General features: G+C 57.7%; 14 protein-coding genes. 4 read left to right on the plus strand and 10 right to left on the minus strand.

Annotated elements, in window-relative coordinates; genetic code table 11:
- Positions 1–2 precede the first annotated feature (2 nt).
- Positions 3–3,107 (minus strand): putative selenate reductase subunit YgfK, encoded by a 3,105-nt coding sequence (gene ygfK / locus ACE3MN_RS10490; protein WP_116943556.1) that lies wholly within the window; start codon positions 3,105–3,107, stop codon positions 3–5.
- 533 nt (positions 3,108–3,640) lie between these two features.
- On the opposite strand from ygfK, the gene ACE3MN_RS10495 reads away from it, so the two are divergent.
- Complete coding sequence (locus tag ACE3MN_RS10495; protein WP_102649721.1) at positions 3,641–4,474, plus strand: XdhC family protein; 834 nt, start codon at positions 3,641–3,643, stop codon at positions 4,472–4,474.
- Positions 4,475–4,522: 48 nt separating this feature from the next.
- Here the strand turns inward: ACE3MN_RS10495 and arcC are convergent, their stop codons facing one another.
- The 5 genes from arcC to ygeW form a co-directional block, all read right to left on the minus strand.
- On the minus strand, positions 4,523–5,455 hold the full coding sequence (gene arcC, locus ACE3MN_RS10500; protein WP_004133343.1) for a carbamate kinase: 933 nt from the start codon (positions 5,453–5,455) through the stop codon (positions 4,523–4,525).
- Between the two features lie 12 nt (positions 5,456–5,467).
- A complete protein-coding gene (gene hydA, locus ACE3MN_RS10505; protein WP_024357854.1) occupies positions 5,468–6,874 on the minus strand; it encodes a dihydropyrimidinase in 1,407 nt (468 codons plus the stop codon).
- 50 nt (positions 6,875–6,924) lie between these two features.
- Positions 6,925–8,136, minus strand: coding sequence for a YgeY family selenium metabolism-linked hydrolase (locus ACE3MN_RS10510; RefSeq protein ID WP_024357855.1), 1,212 nt, complete (start codon positions 8,134–8,136; stop codon positions 6,925–6,927).
- A gap of 63 nt (positions 8,137–8,199) precedes the next feature.
- A complete protein-coding gene (gene dpaL / locus ACE3MN_RS10515) occupies positions 8,200–9,399 on the minus strand; it encodes a diaminopropionate ammonia-lyase (protein ID WP_049130497.1) in 1,200 nt (399 codons plus the stop codon).
- A 62-nt stretch (positions 9,400–9,461) separates the two neighbouring features.
- On the minus strand, positions 9,462–10,649 hold the full coding sequence (ygeW, locus tag ACE3MN_RS10520; protein ID WP_004133351.1) for a knotted carbamoyltransferase YgeW: 1,188 nt from the start codon (positions 10,647–10,649) through the stop codon (positions 9,462–9,464).
- A 491-nt stretch (positions 10,650–11,140) separates the two neighbouring features.
- On the opposite strand from ygeW, the gene ACE3MN_RS10525 reads away from it, so the two are divergent.
- Positions 11,141–12,925 carry a sigma 54-interacting transcriptional regulator gene (locus ACE3MN_RS10525; RefSeq protein WP_024357857.1) on the plus strand — a complete coding sequence of 595 codons (1,785 nt, stop codon included), beginning with the start codon at positions 11,141–11,143 and terminating at the stop codon, positions 12,923–12,925.
- 73 nt (positions 12,926–12,998) lie between these two features.
- Here ACE3MN_RS10525 and ychF read toward each other — a convergent pair whose 3' ends face one another.
- Together ychF and pth are read right to left on the minus strand one after the other, a co-directional pair.
- A complete protein-coding gene (gene ychF, locus ACE3MN_RS10530) occupies positions 12,999–14,093 on the minus strand; it encodes a redox-regulated ATPase YchF (RefSeq protein WP_004133353.1) in 1,095 nt (364 codons plus the stop codon).
- Between the two features lie 117 nt (positions 14,094–14,210).
- Positions 14,211–14,795, minus strand: a complete 585-nt coding sequence (gene pth, locus ACE3MN_RS10535) for an aminoacyl-tRNA hydrolase (protein WP_004121831.1) — start codon at positions 14,793–14,795, stop codon at positions 14,211–14,213.
- Positions 14,796–15,067: 272 nt separating this feature from the next.
- On the opposite strand from pth, the gene ychH reads away from it, so the two are divergent.
- Positions 15,068–15,343 carry a stress-induced protein YchH gene (gene ychH / locus ACE3MN_RS10540; RefSeq protein WP_004121828.1) on the plus strand — a complete coding sequence of 92 codons (276 nt, stop codon included), beginning with the start codon at positions 15,068–15,070 and terminating at the stop codon, positions 15,341–15,343.
- A gap of 210 nt (positions 15,344–15,553) precedes the next feature.
- Complete coding sequence (locus ACE3MN_RS10545) at positions 15,554–16,600, plus strand: MerR family transcriptional regulator (protein ID WP_049133206.1); 1,047 nt, start codon at positions 15,554–15,556, stop codon at positions 16,598–16,600.
- Here the strand turns inward: ACE3MN_RS10545 and dauA are convergent, their stop codons facing one another.
- Together dauA and prs are read right to left on the minus strand one after the other, a co-directional pair.
- Positions 16,601–18,280, minus strand: coding sequence for a C4-dicarboxylic acid transporter DauA (gene dauA / locus ACE3MN_RS10550; RefSeq protein ID WP_074181134.1), 1,680 nt, complete (start codon positions 18,278–18,280; stop codon positions 16,601–16,603). It lies immediately after the preceding gene.
- Between the two features lie 250 nt (positions 18,281–18,530).
- Positions 18,531–19,478 carry a ribose-phosphate diphosphokinase gene (prs, locus tag ACE3MN_RS10555; protein WP_004103157.1) on the minus strand — a complete coding sequence of 316 codons (948 nt, stop codon included), beginning with the start codon at positions 19,476–19,478 and terminating at the stop codon, positions 18,531–18,533.
- Between the last annotated feature and the right edge of the window lie 85 nt (positions 19,479–19,563).

Raw genomic sequence — 19,563 nt, forward strand, 5'->3', positions numbered from 1 at the left:
ACTCATACTTCAACGCCTCCCAGAAGATAGCTTTGGTGCTGATGAATATGGCTTATGATGCGGCACATGGCATCCAACTGGGCCGGTACCTCGTTAAACTGGCCGCGGTCGTTTATTTCCAGCTGCCACGTCTGGTCGTCCTGACGCACTTTGACGCTGGCGCCCGCGACGAAGAAGCCCGGATTGGTGCTGTTGACAAAATCCTGCTCCAGGCTGAACACGGTGATTTTGTCTTTATACGGTTTTCCCTGCCACGGGCAGAACTGAGCGCAGTTGCCGCATTCGTTGCAATAAGCGTCCAGATGCAGGGTCTGGAAGCGATTCTGGAAGCCCGGGACGGCCACGGAAATATTGGCGCGGTTCGGACAGACGTCGACGCACTTGCTGCACACGTAGTTACACTCCAGGCAGCGGCTGGCTTCCTGCTCGACAAAAGCCTCGCGCTGGTTTTTATCCACCAGGGTGACGGCGATGGCGCCTTTGCGCTGGTACACCTTCGCCGGATCGACATTGTTCCAGACTTTGTTTCCGTAGCGGCTGGCGATATTTTCCCGGGCCAGAATCACGTCCGTGGCCCGTCGCGCGTTGCCGATAGCGGAGACGATAGATGAGGGGCCGCGCTGAACGTCGCCGATCAGGAAGACGTTCGGCTTGCTGGTCTCGCCATCGGCGTTGACCACCGGCCAGCCCTGCGGGTCGAGCGGGATCCCCATTGCCGACAGCGCTTCGCCGTCCTGCTGCTCGCCGATGGCGGTAATCAGGGAGTCGACTTTCAGCGTGCGAAGTTCATCGGTTTCTACCGGACGGCGGCGGCCTTTCTCATCCGGCTCGCCCAGCTTCATGACGCGTACGACGAGCGTTCCGTCGGCGTTAAACTGTTCCGGGTTACATAGCCACTCGAAGCCGACGCCGTCGAGCAGCGCCTCATCGTACTCTTCGCGCCAGGCGGGCATCTCCTGCTGAGAACGGCGATAGACGATGGTCGCGCTCTGCACGCCCGGTACGCGCAGCGCCGCGCGGGCGCAGTCCATCGCGGTATTGCCGGCGCCGACCACGGCCACATGTTTGCCCAGATTCAGCTCGGCGCCGCGGTTAAACTGACGCAGGAACTGCAGCGACTTATGCACGTTCTGGTTGTCGCCGCCCAGCTTCACGCCGCTGTTTTTATCGGTACCGGTGCCGACCAGCACGTAACGAAAACCTTTCGCCAGCAGCTTTTCCACGCTCAGATGCGGATCGCAACCGTATTCAATTTTGACGCCGTGGGCGACGACAAAATCAATATCGTGCTGGATAAGTTCCCCGGGAATGCGGAACTGCGGAATGATATTCTGTACCACGCCCCCGGCGTTGGCTTCACGTTCAAAAACCGTGACCGGATGCCCGGCGCGGGCGAGGAAGTAGCCGGCGGCGAGACCGGCAGGGCCTGCGCCGATCACCGCTACCGGGTGCCGGGAGCCGGATCCCGCGGGCTTATGCCAGCGGCTACGGTACGCGTCCCAGCCTTTCTCCAGCGCCACTTTTTTCAGTTCGCGGATGTTGAGCGCGCTGTCGTAATCCAGCCGCGTACAGTTGTACTGGCACTGGTGATCGCAGATATGGCCGGTGATGGCCGGTAAAGCGTTGCGCTGATAGATCAGCTCCAGCGCGTCGGCGTAGCGATGCTCGCCCAGCAGGCGGATATACTCCGGAATATCCTGCTTGATGGCGCAGGCCGTCACGCAGGGGGCGACGTAGCAGTCCAGCAGCGGCAGCGGCTCGCCGGTATCAATGCGCTCTTCCGGCTTCCACTGTTTCTGGGTGTAGTCCATGCGCACCGCTTTTTCCGCCAGCGCGTTGAGGCGCTCGACATCGATCTGCGTCATGTTCCAGCCGTCGGCTTTCTCCAGCTCGCGCATGCACTCGCTCAGGCGCAGATATCCTCCCGGCTTCAGCAGGTCGGTGGCCATGGTGATAGGGCGAATACCGGTGTCGAAAATCTCGCGAATGTTGAGCTGGCTGGCGCCGCCGGAGTAGGAGATCGGCAGCTTGCCGTCAAACGCCCGCGAGAGCAGGGCGGCCACGTTGATAGAGAGCGGGAACAGCGCGCGCCCGGACATATACATTTCATCCCCGGGCAGCGCCCCCTTGTTGTTGACGGTGCCGAGGGTGTTGGTCAGCTTGACGCCAAAGCCGAGGCTGCGCTCCTTCGCCAGCGCCATCAGGCGCGTCAGCATCTCCAGCGCCCGGTCGATCTTAAGGTCGTGGTCAAACGACGCTTCGCTAAGGCCGATATAGCCGAAGCCGCAGGCGTCGAGGATCTGGCGCACGCGCGGATAGCCGAGCAGGGTCGGATTGAGCTTCACAAAGGTATTGAGATTTTTCTCGGTCAGCATATAGCGGCAGATGGCTTCAATCTCATCCGGCGGGCAGCCGTGCATCGTCGAGAGGGTGACGCCCTGGACCAGCCTGGCCGGTACGCGCTGCGCCAGGTTGTCCAGCCCGTCTTTGCGCGCGCATGTTGGCAGGCTGTCAATAAAGGGTTTATTTTGCAGCCAGCGGTTCAGCGTGTCGCGGTACTGGGCGAATTTAGGATGCGCGGAGGCGTCCATCATGTTGTCGATAAATTCCTGCATCGGCGGCTGCTTAATACCGTCAAGGTTGTAGCCGACGCTCATATTGAAAATAAACGACTTGCTCTCTTTATTCGTCGCCAGCGGAAAGATCTGCTCCAGCAGATGCAGGGCGAACCAGGCTTTCAGGTACTCATCCCAGGCTTTGTTCAGGGTAAATTCGGTGGACCATTCGGTGTTGAAGCACTCATCTTCCGCATCGATACAGGGCTTTTCCAGCTCCAGGCGGTCAAGGATCTGAACGGTTTTCAGCTCTATAAACCGTCCGCCGGTTAGCCAGGCGGTAATAATGTTCTGCGCCAGCTGGGTGTGCGGCCCGGCAGCCGGGCCGAGAGGCGTGGCGCAGCTTTCGCCGAATACGCCGATCGAATGCTGCGCCTGCGGCGAATAAAACTGCTGTTCAGGAATGCCAAAAATAGATCGCTGACTCTGATACTCATCGAAAATGCGCGTTAATAGCTCCTCAAACGGCACGGGACGCATTATATCTCCCATAACCCACTCCTTAGATATCATTGTAAGATCGACATTGCCGGTGGTCATCATCCCGACGGATAACGGAAGAGGAGCAACAATCACACCAGTTATTCAAACCGCGGCGGCGGAATAATTAATTTGTGAACCAGGTCGAAACTCAACGCCGCGGCGTGAATAATTTCATCGTTGGGGAATGAGAACTCAAATCAATACGTTTTTTGAGCGGGTGAGATTTCTCAAAATCAGATCGCAAATATCAGAATGATAATTTACCCGGGCCGCCCGGCGGCGTTTTCAGCGGGCGGCGGAAATTTGGCTCGGCGGTTGACGGAATAATCGGCGCGATAGCCTAATTTCAACGTCGCCAGGGCTAAAAAAATGACCTGATTCACAATTCGCGATAAAAAACGGCGGGGCAGTATAAATATTGCATAGCCATAATCGGTCGCTGCGACGGTATTTTCAACGGAGGGTGAGCTCTCAAACTGAGAAGCCGGGCAATATCGCAGACAATCCCCAAAACCGTAAAAGAAATTGCCTTTGAGGTTGGTATGAATATTTTCGCAGAAGCAGCACGGCTTGAAGAACAGAACCGCCCCTTTGCCCTCGCGCAGATTGTTGAAAGCCGGGGCTCCACCCCCCGACACGCCGCTCAGATGCTGATCCGAGAGGACGGTTCGATTGTGGGGACCATTGGCGGCGGGATGGTAGAGCGTAAAGTTATCGATGCGGCGCAGGCGGCGCTGCGCGAGCGGGAATCGCGAATGTTTCACGGCCGTATGGCGCGCACCGGCAGCGACGCCGTGGGCTCCGACTGCGGCGGCGCGATGTCGGTATACATCAGCGTTCACGGCCTGCGCCCGCGCCTGCTGCTGGTCGGCGCCGGGCACGTTAACCGCGCGGTTGCCCACGCCGCGGCGCTGCTGGATTTTGATATCTGCGTCGGCGATACCTATGCCGCAAGCCTCTGTCCCGACGCTTTCCCCGCTTCGGCGCGGCTGGCGTACGCCGCCAGCTTCACGGACGTGGTGGAGGCGATGGCGGTACGGCCGCAGGATTTCGTGCTGATTGCCACCAACAACCAGGATTGGGAGGCGCTGGACAGGCTGATAACCCAGCCGGTCGCCTGGCTGGGGCTGCTGGCCAGTCGGCGGAAAGTGCAGGCCTTTGTACGCCAGCTGCGGGAGAACGGCGTGCCGGAGGCGGATATCAGCCGCCTGCGGGCGCCGATTGGCTACGACATCGGCGCCGAGACGCCAAACGAGATCGCCATCAGCGTGCTGGCGGAGATCCTGCAGGTGAAAAACGGCGCGCCGGGGGGGCTGATGAACCAGGTGAAACAGGCGGGCCAGCAGGAATATGCCGTGGAGGCGGTGGAAATCTGAGGTCCTGCCAGGGGAAATGTTGCCGGGAGGCGCCCGGCAACGCGTGGCTTACTGGCTAATGATGGTGCCGGTTTTCCCTTCGATACCCTCTTTGGCTTTGCTTAACATGGTGATCAGCGCCTGGCGTCCCGGCCGGGAGCGGGCGAAGGCGGCGGCGGCTTCCACTTTCGGCAGCATCGAGCCTTTGGCAAAGTGTCCCTCTGCGATAAAACGTTCGGCATCGCGCAGGGAGAGGTTATCCAGCCACTGTTCGCCAGGTTTACCGAAGTTGATCGCCACCTTTTCCACGGCGGTGAGAATGATCAGCAGGTCGGCGTCGATCGTCTCCGCCAGCTTCGCGCTGGCCCAGTCCTTGTCGATGACCGCGCTGGCGCCGCGCAGATGGTTACCCTCGCGAATCACTGGAATGCCGCCGCCGCCGACGGTGATCACCACGTGGCAGTCATCCATCAGCGCTTTTACCGTTTGTTTCTCGATAATATCGACCGGCTTAGGCGATGCCACGACGCGACGGTAGCCGCGCCCGGCGTCCTCTTTCATGATGTAGCCGTTTTGGCTCAGCTTTTCGGCCTCTTCTTTGCTGAAGAACGAGCCGATGGGCTTGGTCGGATTAAGAAAAGCTTCATCGTTAGCGTCCACTTCCACCTGGGTTATCAGGGTCGCCACTGGAATATCCAGCTGGCGCGACAGCAGCTCTTCGCGAATCGCGTTCTGCAGGTCGTAGCCGATGTAGCCCTGGCTCAACGCTACGCAGACCGACATCGGCAGCATGGGCGTGTGGGCCTCGGTCTTGGCCGCGGCTTCAAAGGCCTGGTTGATCATGCCCACCTGCGGGCCGTTACCGTGAGTCACCACCACCTGATGACCAAGGGCGATAAGATCGACGATCGTCCGCGCGGTGTGCCGTACGGCCTGCATCTGTCCGGCGAGATCGTCGCCCAGCGCATTCCCGCCGAGAGCGAGAACAATTTTTTTACTCATAGCATCCTCTCATTACGTTTCTGTTCCGCTGACGGCCAGGTGAGCGGTGGAAAAGGGTTGTCGGCGTAAAAAACGGCCCTGCCCGGCGGTGCCGCTAAAGGTGCCGTTATCAAAAATCACCCTGCCGTGGGAGAGCGTCTGGCGAATCGCGCCCTGGCAGATAAAGCCCTCATAGGGTGAATAGTCAGCGTTGTCGTGCAGCATGTCGTGGCGAATGGTGGTGGTGCGTTTGGGGTCGATGATCACCACGTCGCCATCGGCGCCGGGCGCCAGCAAGCCCTTCTGCGGCCACAGGCCAAACAGCTTCGCCGGATTGGCGCTGGTGAGCGCCACAAAGCGCTCGGGGGTGATGCGCCCGGTCATGACCCCATGCGAGAACAGCAGCAGCAGGCGGTTTTCCACTCCCGGCAGACCGTTCGGGCAGCGGCTAAAGTCGCCGCCGGAGATCTGCCTGCGCTGCTGTGCTGAGAACGCGCAGTGGTCGGTGGCGACCGTGTCAATGTCGCCATTGCTGATACCACTCCATAGCGCATCGTTGTTGCTGGCGTTGCGCAGAGGAGGGCTGAGCAGATAGTTAAGTGCGTCTTCGCGCTCGTAGCAGCGCTCGTCCAGCAGCAGATACTGCGGACAGGTCTCCACCCACACCGGCTGGCGGCGTCTTCTGGCCAGGCGTAGATATTCCAGACCCAGGGCGTTGGAAAGATGCACGATATACAGCGGCGCGTTACCCGCCAGCTGCGCAAGGTTGATGGTTCGGGCGATAGCTTCCGCCTCGCACTCCAGCGGGCGGCTCAGGGCGTGATAGCGCGGCGCGGTTTTACCGGCGTTGATAAATTCAGCCCGGCGCTGGGCGATGGCGGCATCGTTTTCGGGATGCACGGTAGTCAGCGCGCCGGCGCGCTGGAGGTGGCGCATCGCCTGCAATATCTCATCATCGTTGAGTTTGTACTGGTAGGTCAGATAGAGCTTAAAGCTGCTGATGCCGCTATCCACCATCATCGGAATCTCGTCGAGAATGCCGTGGTTAACGTGCTGGATAACGCCGTGAAAACTGTAGTCGATAACGGCTTTATAGGCGGCGTAGCCGCGATAGACTTCGAACTGGTGGCGTAGATGGCAGCCGACGGGCCCGAAGCCCATATGATCAACAATGGTAGTGGTACCGCCGCAGGCCGCGGCCCGGGTGCCGGTAAAGAAATCATCGCAGCTGCGGGCGAGACCCACGTCAATATTGAAATGGGTATGAACGTCGACGCCGCCGGGCATCACGTAGCAGCCCTCGGCGTCAATCACTTCGCAGGGTTGTTCGGCCTCAATTGAATCGGCAAGGCGCTTGACGAGGCCATCTTCGATAAGCAGGTCCTGCTTTACCTGGCCGTCGGCGTTGACGACGAGGCCATTTTTAATCAGTACGCGCATAGAAACCTCAATATGCCGCCGCAGGACGCGGCGGCAGACAGGACGAACGATTACTCCGTGGCCAGCCAGCTCAGCGGGATGGCGGCATACATCGCGGCGCAGGTCACCAGATGCGATTTCCAGGTTTTCTCATTTGGCGCATGCGCTTCCGGCTCTTTCCCTGGCCCAAAGCCGATAACCGGAATGCCGTGGCGGCCCATAATGGAGACGCCGTTGGTGGAGAAGGTCCACTTATCCACCACCGGCGCTTTGCCGAACAGCCCTTCATAGGCGTTGCTCAGGGCGCGGACGGTGAAGTGGTTCTCTTCCACTTTCCAGGTCGGGAAGTAGCATTCGGTCGGGTAGACCAGGCCGGTCCAGGAGGGACGCTCGTAGTTGTACATCGAGACCACCGCGGCGGCTTTTTTCACCGCCGGCAGCGCGCGGATTTCATCCAGCGCGCCTTCCCAGGTTTCGCCCCAGGTCAGACGGCGGTCGATGGAGACGGCGCAGCTATCCGCCACCGCGCAGCGGCTCGGCGAGGTGAAGAAAATCTCGGAAACGGTCAGGGTGCCTTTGCCGAGGAATTCGTCATAGCCCAGCTTCTGCGAAAGCTGCTCCAGCTCGGTCAGGATCGGCGCCATTTTGAAGATGGCGTTATCGCCGCGCTCCGGGGCGGAGCCGTGGCAGCTGACGCCCTGAACCTCCACGCGGATCTCCATACGCCCGCGCTGCCCGCGGTAAATCTGGCAGTCGGTGGGCTCGGTGCTGACCACAAATTCAGGACGTATGCCGGATTGTTCGATGATGTACTGCCAGCACAGGCCGTCGCAATCCTCTTCCTGAACGGTACCGGTGACCAGCAGGGTATACTCATCTTCCAGGCCCAGATCTTTAATAATTTTACCGGCGTATACCATGGAGGCCATTCCGCCCTCCTGGTCAGACGCGCCGCGTCCGCCGATCAGCTCATCGGTTTCCATACCTTCGTACGGGTCGAAGTTCCAGTTTTTGATATTGCCAATACCGACGGTATCAATGTGCGCGTCCATCGCCAGCAGACGCGGGCCGTGGCCGATGTAGCCCAGCACGTTGCCCATCGGATCGATTTCAACTTTATCGAAGCCGACTTTTTCCATCTCTTCTTTAATGCGGTGCACCACGCGCTTCTCATCGCTGCTTTCGCTGGGGATAGCGATCATATCGCGCAGGAAACGGGTCATCTCTTTTTCGTACTGTTTTGATTTTTCCAGGATTGCGTTGAACGGAATTTGCTTAGCCATAACGATGTTCTCCAGTTCTGAATACGAGCTTCCCGCACGGCGGGAGGAATTTTGCCAAGTCGGCTACTGCGCCGCCGGATGCCTGCCTTCCCAGACGACTTCGCGATAGTGCTTAACGTCGGTGTCGCCTTCGGTGCTAATCACCAGCACCACGGAGCGGCTGTCCAGCTTGAGCTTGTGCATCAGCGCGTCGCGCTGCGGATGGAAATGAATCGCCGCCAGCAGGCCGAGACCGACAGCGCCGGATTCGCCGGAAATAATGCGCGGATCCTGGCCCGTCGGGTTTCCCAGCACTCGCATGCCGAGGGCGGCGACGGCGTCCTGGCAGGAGACAAACTGCGTGGCGCAGTTGCGCAGCACTTCCCAGCCCAGCGGGTTGGGCTCACCGCAGGCAAGGCCGGCCATAATGGTCGCCATATCGCCGCTGACGTTGACCATCTGGCCCTTCAGCGCAGAGCGGTAGAGACAGTCGGCCAGCTCCGGCTCGACGATAATGGAATGGAGATGCTTTGCGCCGTAGACGTCGGCCAGATAGCCCAGCACGCCGCCGGCCATCGCGCCCACGCCGCCCTGCAGGAGCACGTGCGTAGGGCGGGCGATACCCATTGAGGAGAGCTGTTCTACCGCTTCATCGGCGAGGGTGGCGTAGCCCTGCATAATCCAGGTCGGAATTTTTGTGTAACCTTCCCAGGCAGTGTCCTGCACCACCTCCCAGCCGTTTTTCTGCGCGGTCTGCATGGTAAAGCGGACGGTGTCGTCGTAGTTCATGTTGGTGACGATGCATTCCGCGCCGAGGCGCAGAATGGCGTCAACCCGCTCCTGCGCGGAGCCTTTCGGCATATAGATGACCGCGTTCTGGCCTAACTGGCGGGCCGCCCACGCCACGCCGCGGCCGTGGTTGCCGTCGGTGGTGGTGGCGAAAGTCATCTTCTCTTTGATGCTGGATTTAAGCGTTTCGAAGGAGAGGTCGTTGATATCTAAATCGTATTTTTCACATAGAAGCCGGGCAATGGCGTAAGAGCCGCCGAGCATTTTGAAGGCGTTGAGGCCAAAGCGCCGGGATTCGTCTTTGACGAGGATTTTTTGCACGCCAAACAGGGCGGAAAGTTCGTTCAGCGCCACCAGCGGCGTGGGCTTATAGCCGGCAATCTTTTGATGAAAGCGGCGAGCCTGCTGCGCCTGCTGGCGTGAAAACAGCGGTGAAGTCTCCGCGTTAAAAAAACGGTTTTCGGCAATATCCATTTTCAATGAGAAAGCAGACATACTCGATCCTTATCCTTTGAAGTTCGACAGTCGTGGGGCTGGCCCGTGGGCCAGCCGGGGGATTATTTGATGCGTTTCTGCGCGTCCTTGAGCAGCTGCTCCAGCACCTTGCCCGGGTTCGCGTATTTGCGGCAGACGATCATCGCGGCGATGATGTACGGCTTCCAGCTTGCCTCTTTGTAGGTCGGGATCCGGTACTTCTCGAAGACCCCTTCGGTGACTTCGCCCGCCTCGCAGGAGACGCCGGTGATATCCGCCGGCAGGCAGTGCATGTACAGCGCTTCGCCGTCGCGGGTATGCTTCATCATCTCTTCCGTACAGTGCCAGTCTTTATGCCCGGCGTTCTGTTCCAGGCAGGCTTTCTCCAGCGCCTTCAGCCCTTCGTGGTCGTTAGCGCGCAGCAGTTCGGTGCGTTTTTCCATCACTTTGTACGGCGCCCAGGATTTCGGATAGACGATATCGGCGTCTTTAAAGGCTTCCTCCATGCTGTTGACCTGGCGGAAGCTGCCGCCGGAGGCCTGTGCGTTGTTTTTCGCCACTTCGATAACGTCCGGGATCAGGTCGTAGCCTTCCGGGTGGGCGAGGGTGACCTCCATACCGAAGCGGGTCATCAGGCCGATAATGCCCTGCGGTACCGAAAGCGGTTTCCCGTAACTCGGCGAATAGGCCCAGGTCATGGCGATCTTCTTGCCTTTCAGGTTCTCCAGCGAGCCGAAGTGCTCGCGCAGCCAGGCGAGGTCCGCCATGGACTGCGTTGGGTGGTCGATATCGCACTGTAAATTGATCAGCGCCGGACGCTGCGGCAGCACGCCCTGCTTGTGGCCGTCATCCAGCGCTTCGCCGACTTCGCGCATATAGGCGTTGCCCGCGCCAAGGAACATGTCATCACGGATGCCGATGGCGTCGGCGCAGAAGGAGATCATGTTGGCGGTTTCACGCACCGTTTCGCCGTGGGCAATCTGCGATTTTCCCTCATCCAGATCCTGCTGCGCCAGACCTAACAGGTTGAGCGCGGAAGCATAGGAGAAGCGGGTGCGGGTTGAGTTATCGCGAAACACGGAAATACCCAGGCCGCTGTTAAACACTTTGGTGGCGATATTTTCAGCGCGCAGCGTTTTCAGCGCGGCGGCGACATCCAGCACCTGTTTCAGCTCATCCGGCGTTTGTTCCCAGGTCAGCAGAAAGTCTTTCTCACTGAGATGCGAGTTAAGTTGATTGATATCCTTAATCAGTTCGTTAACAGTTTTCATGTTTCAATCCTGGTCGTAAATGACGGCTTAATGATTGCTGTGCGGTCGGATATGCAGAGTTGCCGAATTAGCGACTGCCAGCGCTGTATTATCACTAACAATAAGCGTGCCAAATTCTCGAGGAGAGGCGGCGGACAGGATTGAACGGTTAGGATTATGCTAAGTCTGTCACGAATTCAGGATAGTATTTGTCGACGGGGAGAGGGGACGTTTTTACTCCCGCCATAAATTTCAGCGTAATGGGCAATTGCTGGCGTCAGGAATAATGGGATTATCATCTGCGCATCGCACCAATATGATAAAAGTCGCCATAAATTTATCATAATGATAAGAAACTGTGATTCCTATTGCATATTTAAGATAAGGTGCCGAGATTAGCCCTATCTATATCAATGCTCCCTGGCAAAGGGAGTGATATCATCTGCAGAACATAAATAAAGCCACCGCGCTCGACGCTCTTCAGGTGCGCAATAATGAGAAGGCCGATATACATGATACCGTCCAAAACACCCTCCATTTTAATGCAAATTCAGCCTACAATTCAGAAGTTTGCACGGATGCTTTCCAGCGTCCTCCAGCTGGAAGTCGAAATTGTCGATAACGAATTATACCGGGTAGCCGGAACCGGGGCTTATAGTAAGCAGATTGGCTATAAATTAAATTCAAATTCGCGGCTTCTTCGCTACATTATTGAAACACAGACCGAAAAGGTCGTCACTCATTCCCGCTTCGACCCCCTTTGCAAAGGCTGTAACAATAAAGATAAATGTGAAGAGAAAGCCTTTCTTGGCACCCCGGTGATGTATCACGACCGCTGCGTCGGCGTTATTAGCCTTGTCGCGCTGACGCGCGAGCAGCAGGAGCGTATTAATGCGAATATCCAGGAGTTTTCTGATTATGTTCGCCATGTATCAACCATATTCGTTTCCCGATTTTTACAGGAACGAGCGGTCGGCGACAATATCCATAAAATATTTTTAACCATGATTGAAAATATGGATCAGGGCGTGCTGGTGGTGGGTAACGATCAAATAGTCAAATTTGCCAATCAGGCCGCGCTGAAAATAATGAGCGTGACGCAGGGACAGGTTATTGGTAAGGCAATCCAGTTTCAGCCGTTGACCTTCGAAGATAATTTCAAGCACGGACATATGCAGCACATTATCTCCTTTGACGATCGCAAGGAGCTCATTATCGGCCAACTGCACGCGGTGCAGGATCAATGGCTATTTTTAATGGCGTTCCATCAGTCGCACTCGTCCGCCGATTTTAGCAGCGGGCAGGAAGGGCCGCAGATTGAGGCGATGGTCGGAGAGTGTCGGCCCATGCGGCAGCTTAAAAAGCTGATCAGCCGCGTGGCGCCGAGCCCTTCCAGCGTGATGATTGCCGGCGAGAGCGGCACCGGCAAGGAGGTTGTGGCCCGCGCAATCCACAAGCTCAGCGACCGCCACGCAAAGCCCTTTATCGCGATTAACTGCGCTGCGATACCCGAGCAGCTGTTAGAAAGCGAACTGTTTGGCTACGTGAAGGGGGCGTTTACTGGCGCATCGGCAAACGGTAAGACTGGCCTGATTCAGGCGGCGAATAGCGGGACGCTGTTTCTTGACGAGATTGGTGATATGCCGCTTACGCTACAGGCCAAGCTGCTGCGGGCCATCGAATCGCGGGAGATTCAGCCGGTGGGTGCCAGCCACCCGGTTCAGGTCGATATTCGTATTATTTCCGCGACCAATCAAAATCTTGAACTGTACATCGCGGAAGGAAAGTTTCGCGAGGACCTCTATTACCGTCTGAACGTGATCCCGCTGCGCCTGCCGCCGCTGCGCGAACGGCAGGAGGATATCGAGCTGCTGATTCACTATTTCCTGCATCTGCATACCGGCCGGCTCAACCTGGTATACCCCGGCGTGGCGCAGGATGTGATCGATTTCCTTAAACGCTACCGCTGGCCGGGCAATATTCGCGAACTCAGCAACCTGATGGAGTACCTGGTCAACGTGGTGCCGTCGGGAGAAATCATCGATATGTCGCTGCTGCCGCCCAATCTGCTGAGCAGCAGCGAGCTGGCGAGTCAGCCGCCGTCTTCTGCTTCCGCGGCAGCGACCCTCGCTCAGGAGGAGAACGTGACGGCGCTGGAAGAGATGGAGCGGCAGATGATCCGCGATGCGCTCTCGCGCTACAGTAATAAAAAACAGGCGGCGGACGAGCTGGGGATTGGTATCGCTACGCTGTATCGCAAAATAAAGAAATATTCGCTGGCGGCGGGCCAGAACTGACGGCAATGGCGGGCAATAAAAAAATCCACGCGAGCGCGTGGATTTTATGGATGATGTTACTGCGAAGAAAAGCTTAGACGTTGAACAGGAAGTTCATCACATCGCCATCTTTCACGATGTAGTCTTTACCTTCGGCGCGCATTTTCCCGGCTTCTTTGGCGCCCTGTTCGCCTTTATAGGTAATAAAGTCTTCATAGGCGATGGTCTGCGCGCGGATAAAGCCTTTTTCAAAGTCGGTGTGGATTTTACCCGCGGCCTGCGGGGCAGTGGCGCCGACCGGGATGGTCCATGCGCGGACTTCCTTCACCCCTGCGGTGAAGTAGGTCTGCAGGTTCAGCAGCTCGTAACCGGCGCGGATAACGCGGTTCAGGCCCGGCTCTTCCAGACCCAGCTCGGCCATAAACTCATCGCGGTCGGCATCGTCCAGCTCGGCGATATCGGACTCAACGGCGGCGCAAACGGCGACGACCACCGAACCCTCGGCGGCGGCGATTTCGCGGACTTTATCGAGATAGGGGTTGTTCTCAAAGCCGTCTTCGTTGACGTTGGCGATATACATGGTCGGCTTCAGGGTCAGGAAGCTCAGGTATTTAATCGCCGCTTTGTCTTCTTCGGTCAGGTTTTTCAGCGCACGCAGCATACCGGCGTTTTCCAGCTGCGGCAGGCATTTTTCCAGCGCCGCCAGCTCGGCTTTCGCGTCTTTATCGCCGCCTTTGGCTTTCTTCTGCACGCGGTGGATAGCGCGCTCGCAGGTATCCAGGTCGGAGAGCGCCAGCTCGGTGTTGATAACCTCGATATCGTCAGCCGGATCCACTTTATTGTTAACGTGGATGATGTTGTCGTTTTCGAAACAGCGCACGACGTGGCCGATAGCTTCGGTTTCGCGGATGTTGGTCAGAAACTGGTTGCCCAGACCTTCACCTTTCGACGCGCCTTTTACCAGGCCCGCGATATCGACGAATTCCATCGTGGTCGGCAGAATACGCTGCGGTTTGACGATTTCAGCCAGTTTGTCCAGACGCGGATCGGGCATCGGCACGACACCGGTGTTCGGCTCAATGGTACAGAAGGGGAAGTTGGCCGCTTCAATACCCGCTTTGGTGAGCGCATTGAACAGGGTGGATTTGCCGACGTTGGGCAAACCGACGATACCGCATTTGAATCCCATGATTTAAATCACCTTAATCTTTGGATAATCAACCTGTTACAGCGAACAGATTGCAGAAAAGTAAATAGCTTCGCCTATTATACACGGTGCGTGACAAAAATTCCGCACGCCGACCGGTTATTGCGCTTTAAAAGCGTGTAAACGGTTGGTCGCTTTGGTCAGGCCATCCTTCAGCCACACCTCGGTGCAGCGTGCCGCTTCGTCAACGGCCTCATCAATCAACTTCTGTTCGCTGGCGGGCGGTTTGCCCAACACAAAACCGACAACTTTATTTTTATCGCCCGGATGGCCGATTCCCACGCGTAAGCGGTGAAAGTTCGGGTTATTGCCCAGCTTGCTGATGATGTCTTTCAGGCCATTATGGCCGCCATGACCGCCGCCCAGCTTGAACTTAGCCACGCCTGGCGGTAAATCGAGCTCATCGTGGGCGACGAGGATTTCGTCCGGGTTAATGCGAAAGAAGGTCGCCATCGCGCCGACGGCTTTGCCGCTCAGGTTCATAAAGGTGGTCGGCACCAGCAGGCGGACATCTTCGCCGGCAAGGTTAATCCGCGAGGTGTAGCCGAAGAATTTACTCTCTTCGCGCAGCGGCGCGCGGTGGCGTTCCGCCAGTAAATCCACGTACCAGGCGCCGGCGTTATGTCGGGTCGCTGCGTATTCAGCGCCGGGGTTCGCCAGGCCGACAATCAATTTTATGCTCACTTTTTTATCCTGCTTGGGTCGTTCTCTGGCGCGTAGTGTACTGTCTGCGCGCGCGGTTGACAAAGTTCTGCCAGCGAAGCGCGGCTGACAGAGGTAATAACGGGTTTGAATAATTAGAATTTGATGTTGTTCAGTGGGTTATTTGTAAACTTTTGTGGGCAAGATGTTCGCTTCTGTGATCCTTCACGCAATCGGTATATTGCTCATTGTCTATACTACACCTATAAGATTTGGGGATATTCCCATGCAACCCAAGGTTCCGGAGGTGACATATGAAACGCAGAAACGCTTCGTTACTCGGTAATGTGCTGATGGGGTTGGGGTTGGTCGTCATGGTTGTCGGCGTTGGTTACTCTATTTTAAACCAGCTTCCGCAGCTTGACCTGCCGCAGTTTTTCGCACACGGCGCGATCCTGAGTATCTTTGTCGGCGCGGTACTGTGGCTGGCTGGCGCTCGCGTCGGCGGTCATGAACAGGTTAGCGACAGATACTGGTGGGTTCGCCACTACGACAAACGCTGCCGCCGCGATCAGCATCGCCACAGTTGAGTGAATTCCATACCACCAGCCGTTGTGAACGGCTGGTGCGTTTTAACGCCGTCCGTTCAGGCTGCCCGCTTGTTGTTGTCTCAAATCCTCCTTATCTCTCTTCATCTTTCATCGGCACAGTCTGCCTAATACAATTCCGGTACTGAGCGCTTGACCCTGACGTAACGTCAGGCTGCAGAGTGGCGCCACTGGCCGATGAAAGGAGCAATCATGTTAATTCAGGTGGGAGAACTGGCGAAACGCGCCGGAATAACCGTCCGTACGCTACATCACTATGAACAAACGGGATTGCTAACGCCTTCGGCCAGAAGCGCGGCGGGTTACCGGTTATATAATCTGGCGGCCGTTAAGCGGCTGCATATGATCAAAGCGCTGGCGCAGGCCGGGCTGGAACTCGCCACTATCAAGGACTATCTCGACCGGGACACTTTCTCGCTGTCCGATCTGCTGGTTAAGCAGATAACCACCCTCGACCGGCAGCTACAAACCCTCTCAACGCTGCGCCAGCGCCTGGCGCTGCTGCGCGAAGAGCTGGACAGCGGAGGCGAACCCGACCTGGAGTCCTGGCTACAAACGCTGGAGTTAATGAAAATGTACGATCGCTGGTTTAGTCAACAGGAGTTACAGGTGCTGCCGTTCGCGGAGCAGGATGAGCAGCGCAATCAGATCTGGCTGGAGCTGGTTAACAAAGCGCAGCAGCTCATGCGCCAATGCTGTCCGGCAGACGCGCCGCAGTCAATGGCGCTGGCAACCCGCTGGATGGAGCAGCTGGAGCAGGATACCGCCGGAAGGCCTGAGTTTCTGACCCGGCTGAATGACATGCACGCCGCCGAGCCGCAGATGCGCGAGCAAACCGGGGTGACCCCGGAGACGATTGATTTTATTACCCGCGCCTTTGCGGAAAGCAAGCTGGCCATCTGGGCGCGCTATCTGAATGCCGAAGAGCTGGCGTTTACGCGGCAGCACTATTTCGATCGCCTGATGGAGTGGCCGGCGCTGGTGGCCGACCTGCATCGGGCCTGTCGTGAAAAGCGGGACCCGGCATCGGCGGAGGGGCAGCAGCTGGCGCAGCGCTGGCTGGCGCTGTTCCAGTCTTATGCGGGAACGGATCCCCACACGCAGCAGAAGTTTCGTTATGCCATGGCGCGGGAGCCGCATTTGATGAAGGGAACCTGGATGACGGCGGAGGTGCTTGGCTGGCTTCAGCAGGCGATTGGCGTGATGATGCGGCAGGCGTCAGGGCCTGCCGCCGGGTAATTAAATATCCGCCAGCGCGGCGTTGCGGTCCGGGTAGAAGCTCAGGCGGCCCGGAATCGGTTTAACGCCTGCCCGCGCCAGGGTGCGCAGCGGCTGAAATTCCAGGTTCGACACGCGCAGCTCACAGCCTTCCGGCAGCTTCTTCACGAAACGCTGGAAGGCATCCAGTCCGCCGGCGTCCAGCACCGGCACCGCATCCCATTTCAGTACCACGATACGCTTGCCTGCGACCCGCGTTTCCAGATCGGTAAATAATCCTTCCGCGGCGGCGAAAAACAGCGGACCTATGACGCGCAGCACCAGCACATCATCCGGAACCTCAACGTTGACCGGCGCCAGGCGGGTCATCCGCGCGATCCGGCGCATAAACAACAGGGAAGCCAGCACGATGCCGACGCTAATCGCGATGACCATATCAAACAGTACGGTCAGCGACATGCACATCAGCATAACGATAATGTCGTCTTTTGGCGCATAGCGCAGCAGGTTAACGACCTTGTGCGCTTCGCTCATATTCCATGCCACCATCAGCAGCAGCGCCGCCATCGCGGAAAGCGGCAACCAGGAGAGCAGAGGGGCAAGCACCAGCAGCGCCATGATCACCAGCAGCGCGTGGATCACGGCGGAAACCGGCGAGGTCGCCCCGGCGCGGACGTTGGCCGCCGAGCGGGCGATGGCGGCGGTGGCGGTAATGCCGCCGAAGAACGGCGCCACGATATTGCCGAGCCCCTGGCCAATCAACTCGCTGTTGGCCTTGTGTTTGGTGCCGGTCATGCCGTCCAGCACCACGGCGCACAGCAGGGACTCAATCGCCCCGAGCATGGCCATGGAAAACGCCGCCGGCAGCAGCGCCTGCAGCGAGGACCAGCTGAGGGTGAAGTCTGAACCCGGCATATCCCACGGCAGCACCAGCTGCGGCAGCAGCTGCGGAATACCGTTGCCCTGGCTGCCGTCGGCGAGAATATAGTGGAACTGAGAGCCAATGGTGGCGACGTGCCCGCCAAGCAGGTTGACCACGCCCATCACCGCGCAGCCCGCCAGCAGGGCCGGCAGGTGGCCCGGCAGACGAATCCCCAGACGCGGCCAGATAATCAGCGTGCCCAGCGTGACAACGCCGATGGCGGCATCGCCGGGATTAATGGTCGGCAGCGCCATCGCCAGCGCGCCGACTTTCTGTAGATAATGTTCAGGCACGTGCGCCATCTGCAGACCGAGAAAATCTTTAATTTGCATGGTACCGATGGTGATACCGATCCCGGAGGTGAAGCCGAGGGTGACCGATAGCGGAATATACTCAATCAGGCGGCCAAAGCGCGCCAGGCCGAAAAGAATCAGGAAGATCCCCGACATCAAGGTTGCGACCAGCAGTCCGGCAAGCCCGAACTGCTGCGAGACCGGGTAGAGGATCACCACGAAAGCGGCGGTAGGCCCGGAAACGCTAAAGCGCGAGCCGCCGGCTAACGCAATGACGATCCCCGCCACCGCGGAGGTATAGAGACCGTACTGCGGCGCCACCCCGCTGCCAATAGCCAGCGCCATCGCCAGCGGGATAGCGATAATCCCGACGGTAATCCCGGCAATCACATCACGAGTAAACCGCGAAGCGGTATATTTTTCTTTCCAACAAGCGTCGATGAGGGCGCGGAAAGGCATCACATGTGAGGAAAATAATCTATTCACAATAATGTTTCATCCATGAGCGCATCATCTGTCAACTAAATGGCAGGTGAAGGAGGCATCGGTCATTTCCACGTCATCCTTCGGGATGCCTCTGTGTTGGCTGCGTTCATTTACCCCGATCCCGTACTGCCTGTACGCTGCCGGAGATTCATTCACTTGCCGCCTTGACGCATGCCGAATGATTTTGTGGAAGAATAAAAGGTTCAGAGACAAAAAAACCCGCCGCAGCGGGTTTTTGTGCCGGGCTCGATTAATGTTCGAACATAGCAGAGATAGATTCTTCGTTGCTGATACGACGAATCGCTTCGGCCAGCATACCAGACAGCGTCAGGGTACGGACTTTTTCCAGCGCTTTGATTTCCGGCGTCAGCGGAATGGTATCGCAGACGACGAATTCGTCAATCACTGAGTTTTTGATGTTCTGGATAGCATTGCCGGAGAAGATCGGGTGCGTTGCGTAAGCGAAGACGCGTTTAGCGCCGCGCTCTTTCAGCGCTTCAGCCGCTTTACACAGGGTGCCGCCGGTATCGATCATATCGTCAACCATCACGCAGTCGCGGCCGGCGACGTCGCCGATGATGTGCATCACCTGAGAAACGTTAGCGCGCGGACGGCGTTTGTCGATGATAGCCATATCGGTATCGTTCAGCAGCTTGGCGATAGCGCGAGCGCGAACCACGCCGCCGATGTCCGGAGAAACCACGATAGGGTTGTCCAGGTTCAGCTGCAGCATGTCTTCCAGCAGGATCGGGCTGCCGAATACGTTATCAACCGGAACGTCAAAGAAGCCCTGAATTTGTTCTGCGTGCAGGTCAACGGTCAGAACGCGGTCGACGCCGACGCTGGACAGGAAGTCAGCAACCACTTTCGCGGTGATAGGCACACGAGCAGAACGAACACGACGGTCCTGGCGAGCATAACCGAAGTAAGGGATAACAGCGGTGATACGACCTGCCGAAGCACGACGCAGAGCATCAACCATAACAACCAGTTCCATCAGGTTGTCGTTGGTGGGAGCACAAGTGGACTGGATGATGAAAATATCACCACCGCGTACGTTTTCATTGATTTGTACGCTGACTTCACCGTCGCTAAAACGACCTACGGCGGCGTCGCCAAGAGAAGTGTACAGGCGGTTGGCAATACGTTGTGCTAGTTCCGGGGTGGCGTTACCAGCAAAAAGCTTCATATCAGGCACGAGAAGAACCTCAGGCATGCGTCCAGTGGTGGATGAAATGGGCCAAAAAACTGTGCGGGTGGGCACGATTTCATCCAGGCGGTGT

This window comes from Klebsiella grimontii (genome assembly GCF_042137965.1).
GTDB lineage: Bacteria > Pseudomonadota > Gammaproteobacteria > Enterobacterales > Enterobacteriaceae > Klebsiella > Klebsiella grimontii.

What these genes read in the sequence shown, in the direction of transcription:
- ygfK (WP_116943556.1), bottom strand. Translation starts at nt 3,107, where the DNA reads ATGGGAGATATAATGCGTCCCGTGCCGTTTGAGGAGCTATTAACGCGC.
- ACE3MN_RS10495 (WP_102649721.1), top strand. Translation starts at nt 3,641, where the DNA reads ATGAATATTTTCGCAGAAGCAGCACGGCTTGAAGAACAGAACCGCCCC.
- arcC (WP_004133343.1), bottom strand. Translation starts at nt 5,455, where the DNA reads ATGAGTAAAAAAATTGTTCTCGCTCTCGGCGGGAATGCGCTGGGCGAC.
- hydA (WP_024357854.1), bottom strand. Translation starts at nt 6,874, where the DNA reads ATGCGCGTACTGATTAAAAATGGCCTCGTCGTCAACGCCGACGGCCAG.
- ACE3MN_RS10510 (WP_024357855.1), bottom strand. Translation starts at nt 8,136, where the DNA reads ATGGCTAAGCAAATTCCGTTCAACGCAATCCTGGAAAAATCAAAACAG.
- dpaL (WP_049130497.1), bottom strand. Translation starts at nt 9,399, where the DNA reads ATGTCTGCTTTCTCATTGAAAATGGATATTGCCGAAAACCGTTTTTTT.
- ygeW (WP_004133351.1), bottom strand. Translation starts at nt 10,649, where the DNA reads ATGAAAACTGTTAACGAACTGATTAAGGATATCAATCAACTTAACTCG.
- ACE3MN_RS10525 (WP_024357857.1), top strand. Translation starts at nt 11,141, where the DNA reads ATGATACCGTCCAAAACACCCTCCATTTTAATGCAAATTCAGCCTACA.
- ychF (WP_004133353.1), bottom strand. Translation starts at nt 14,093, where the DNA reads ATGGGATTCAAATGCGGTATCGTCGGTTTGCCCAACGTCGGCAAATCC.
- ychH (WP_004121828.1), top strand. Translation starts at nt 15,068, where the DNA reads ATGAAACGCAGAAACGCTTCGTTACTCGGTAATGTGCTGATGGGGTTG.
- ACE3MN_RS10545 (WP_049133206.1), top strand. Translation starts at nt 15,554, where the DNA reads ATGTTAATTCAGGTGGGAGAACTGGCGAAACGCGCCGGAATAACCGTC.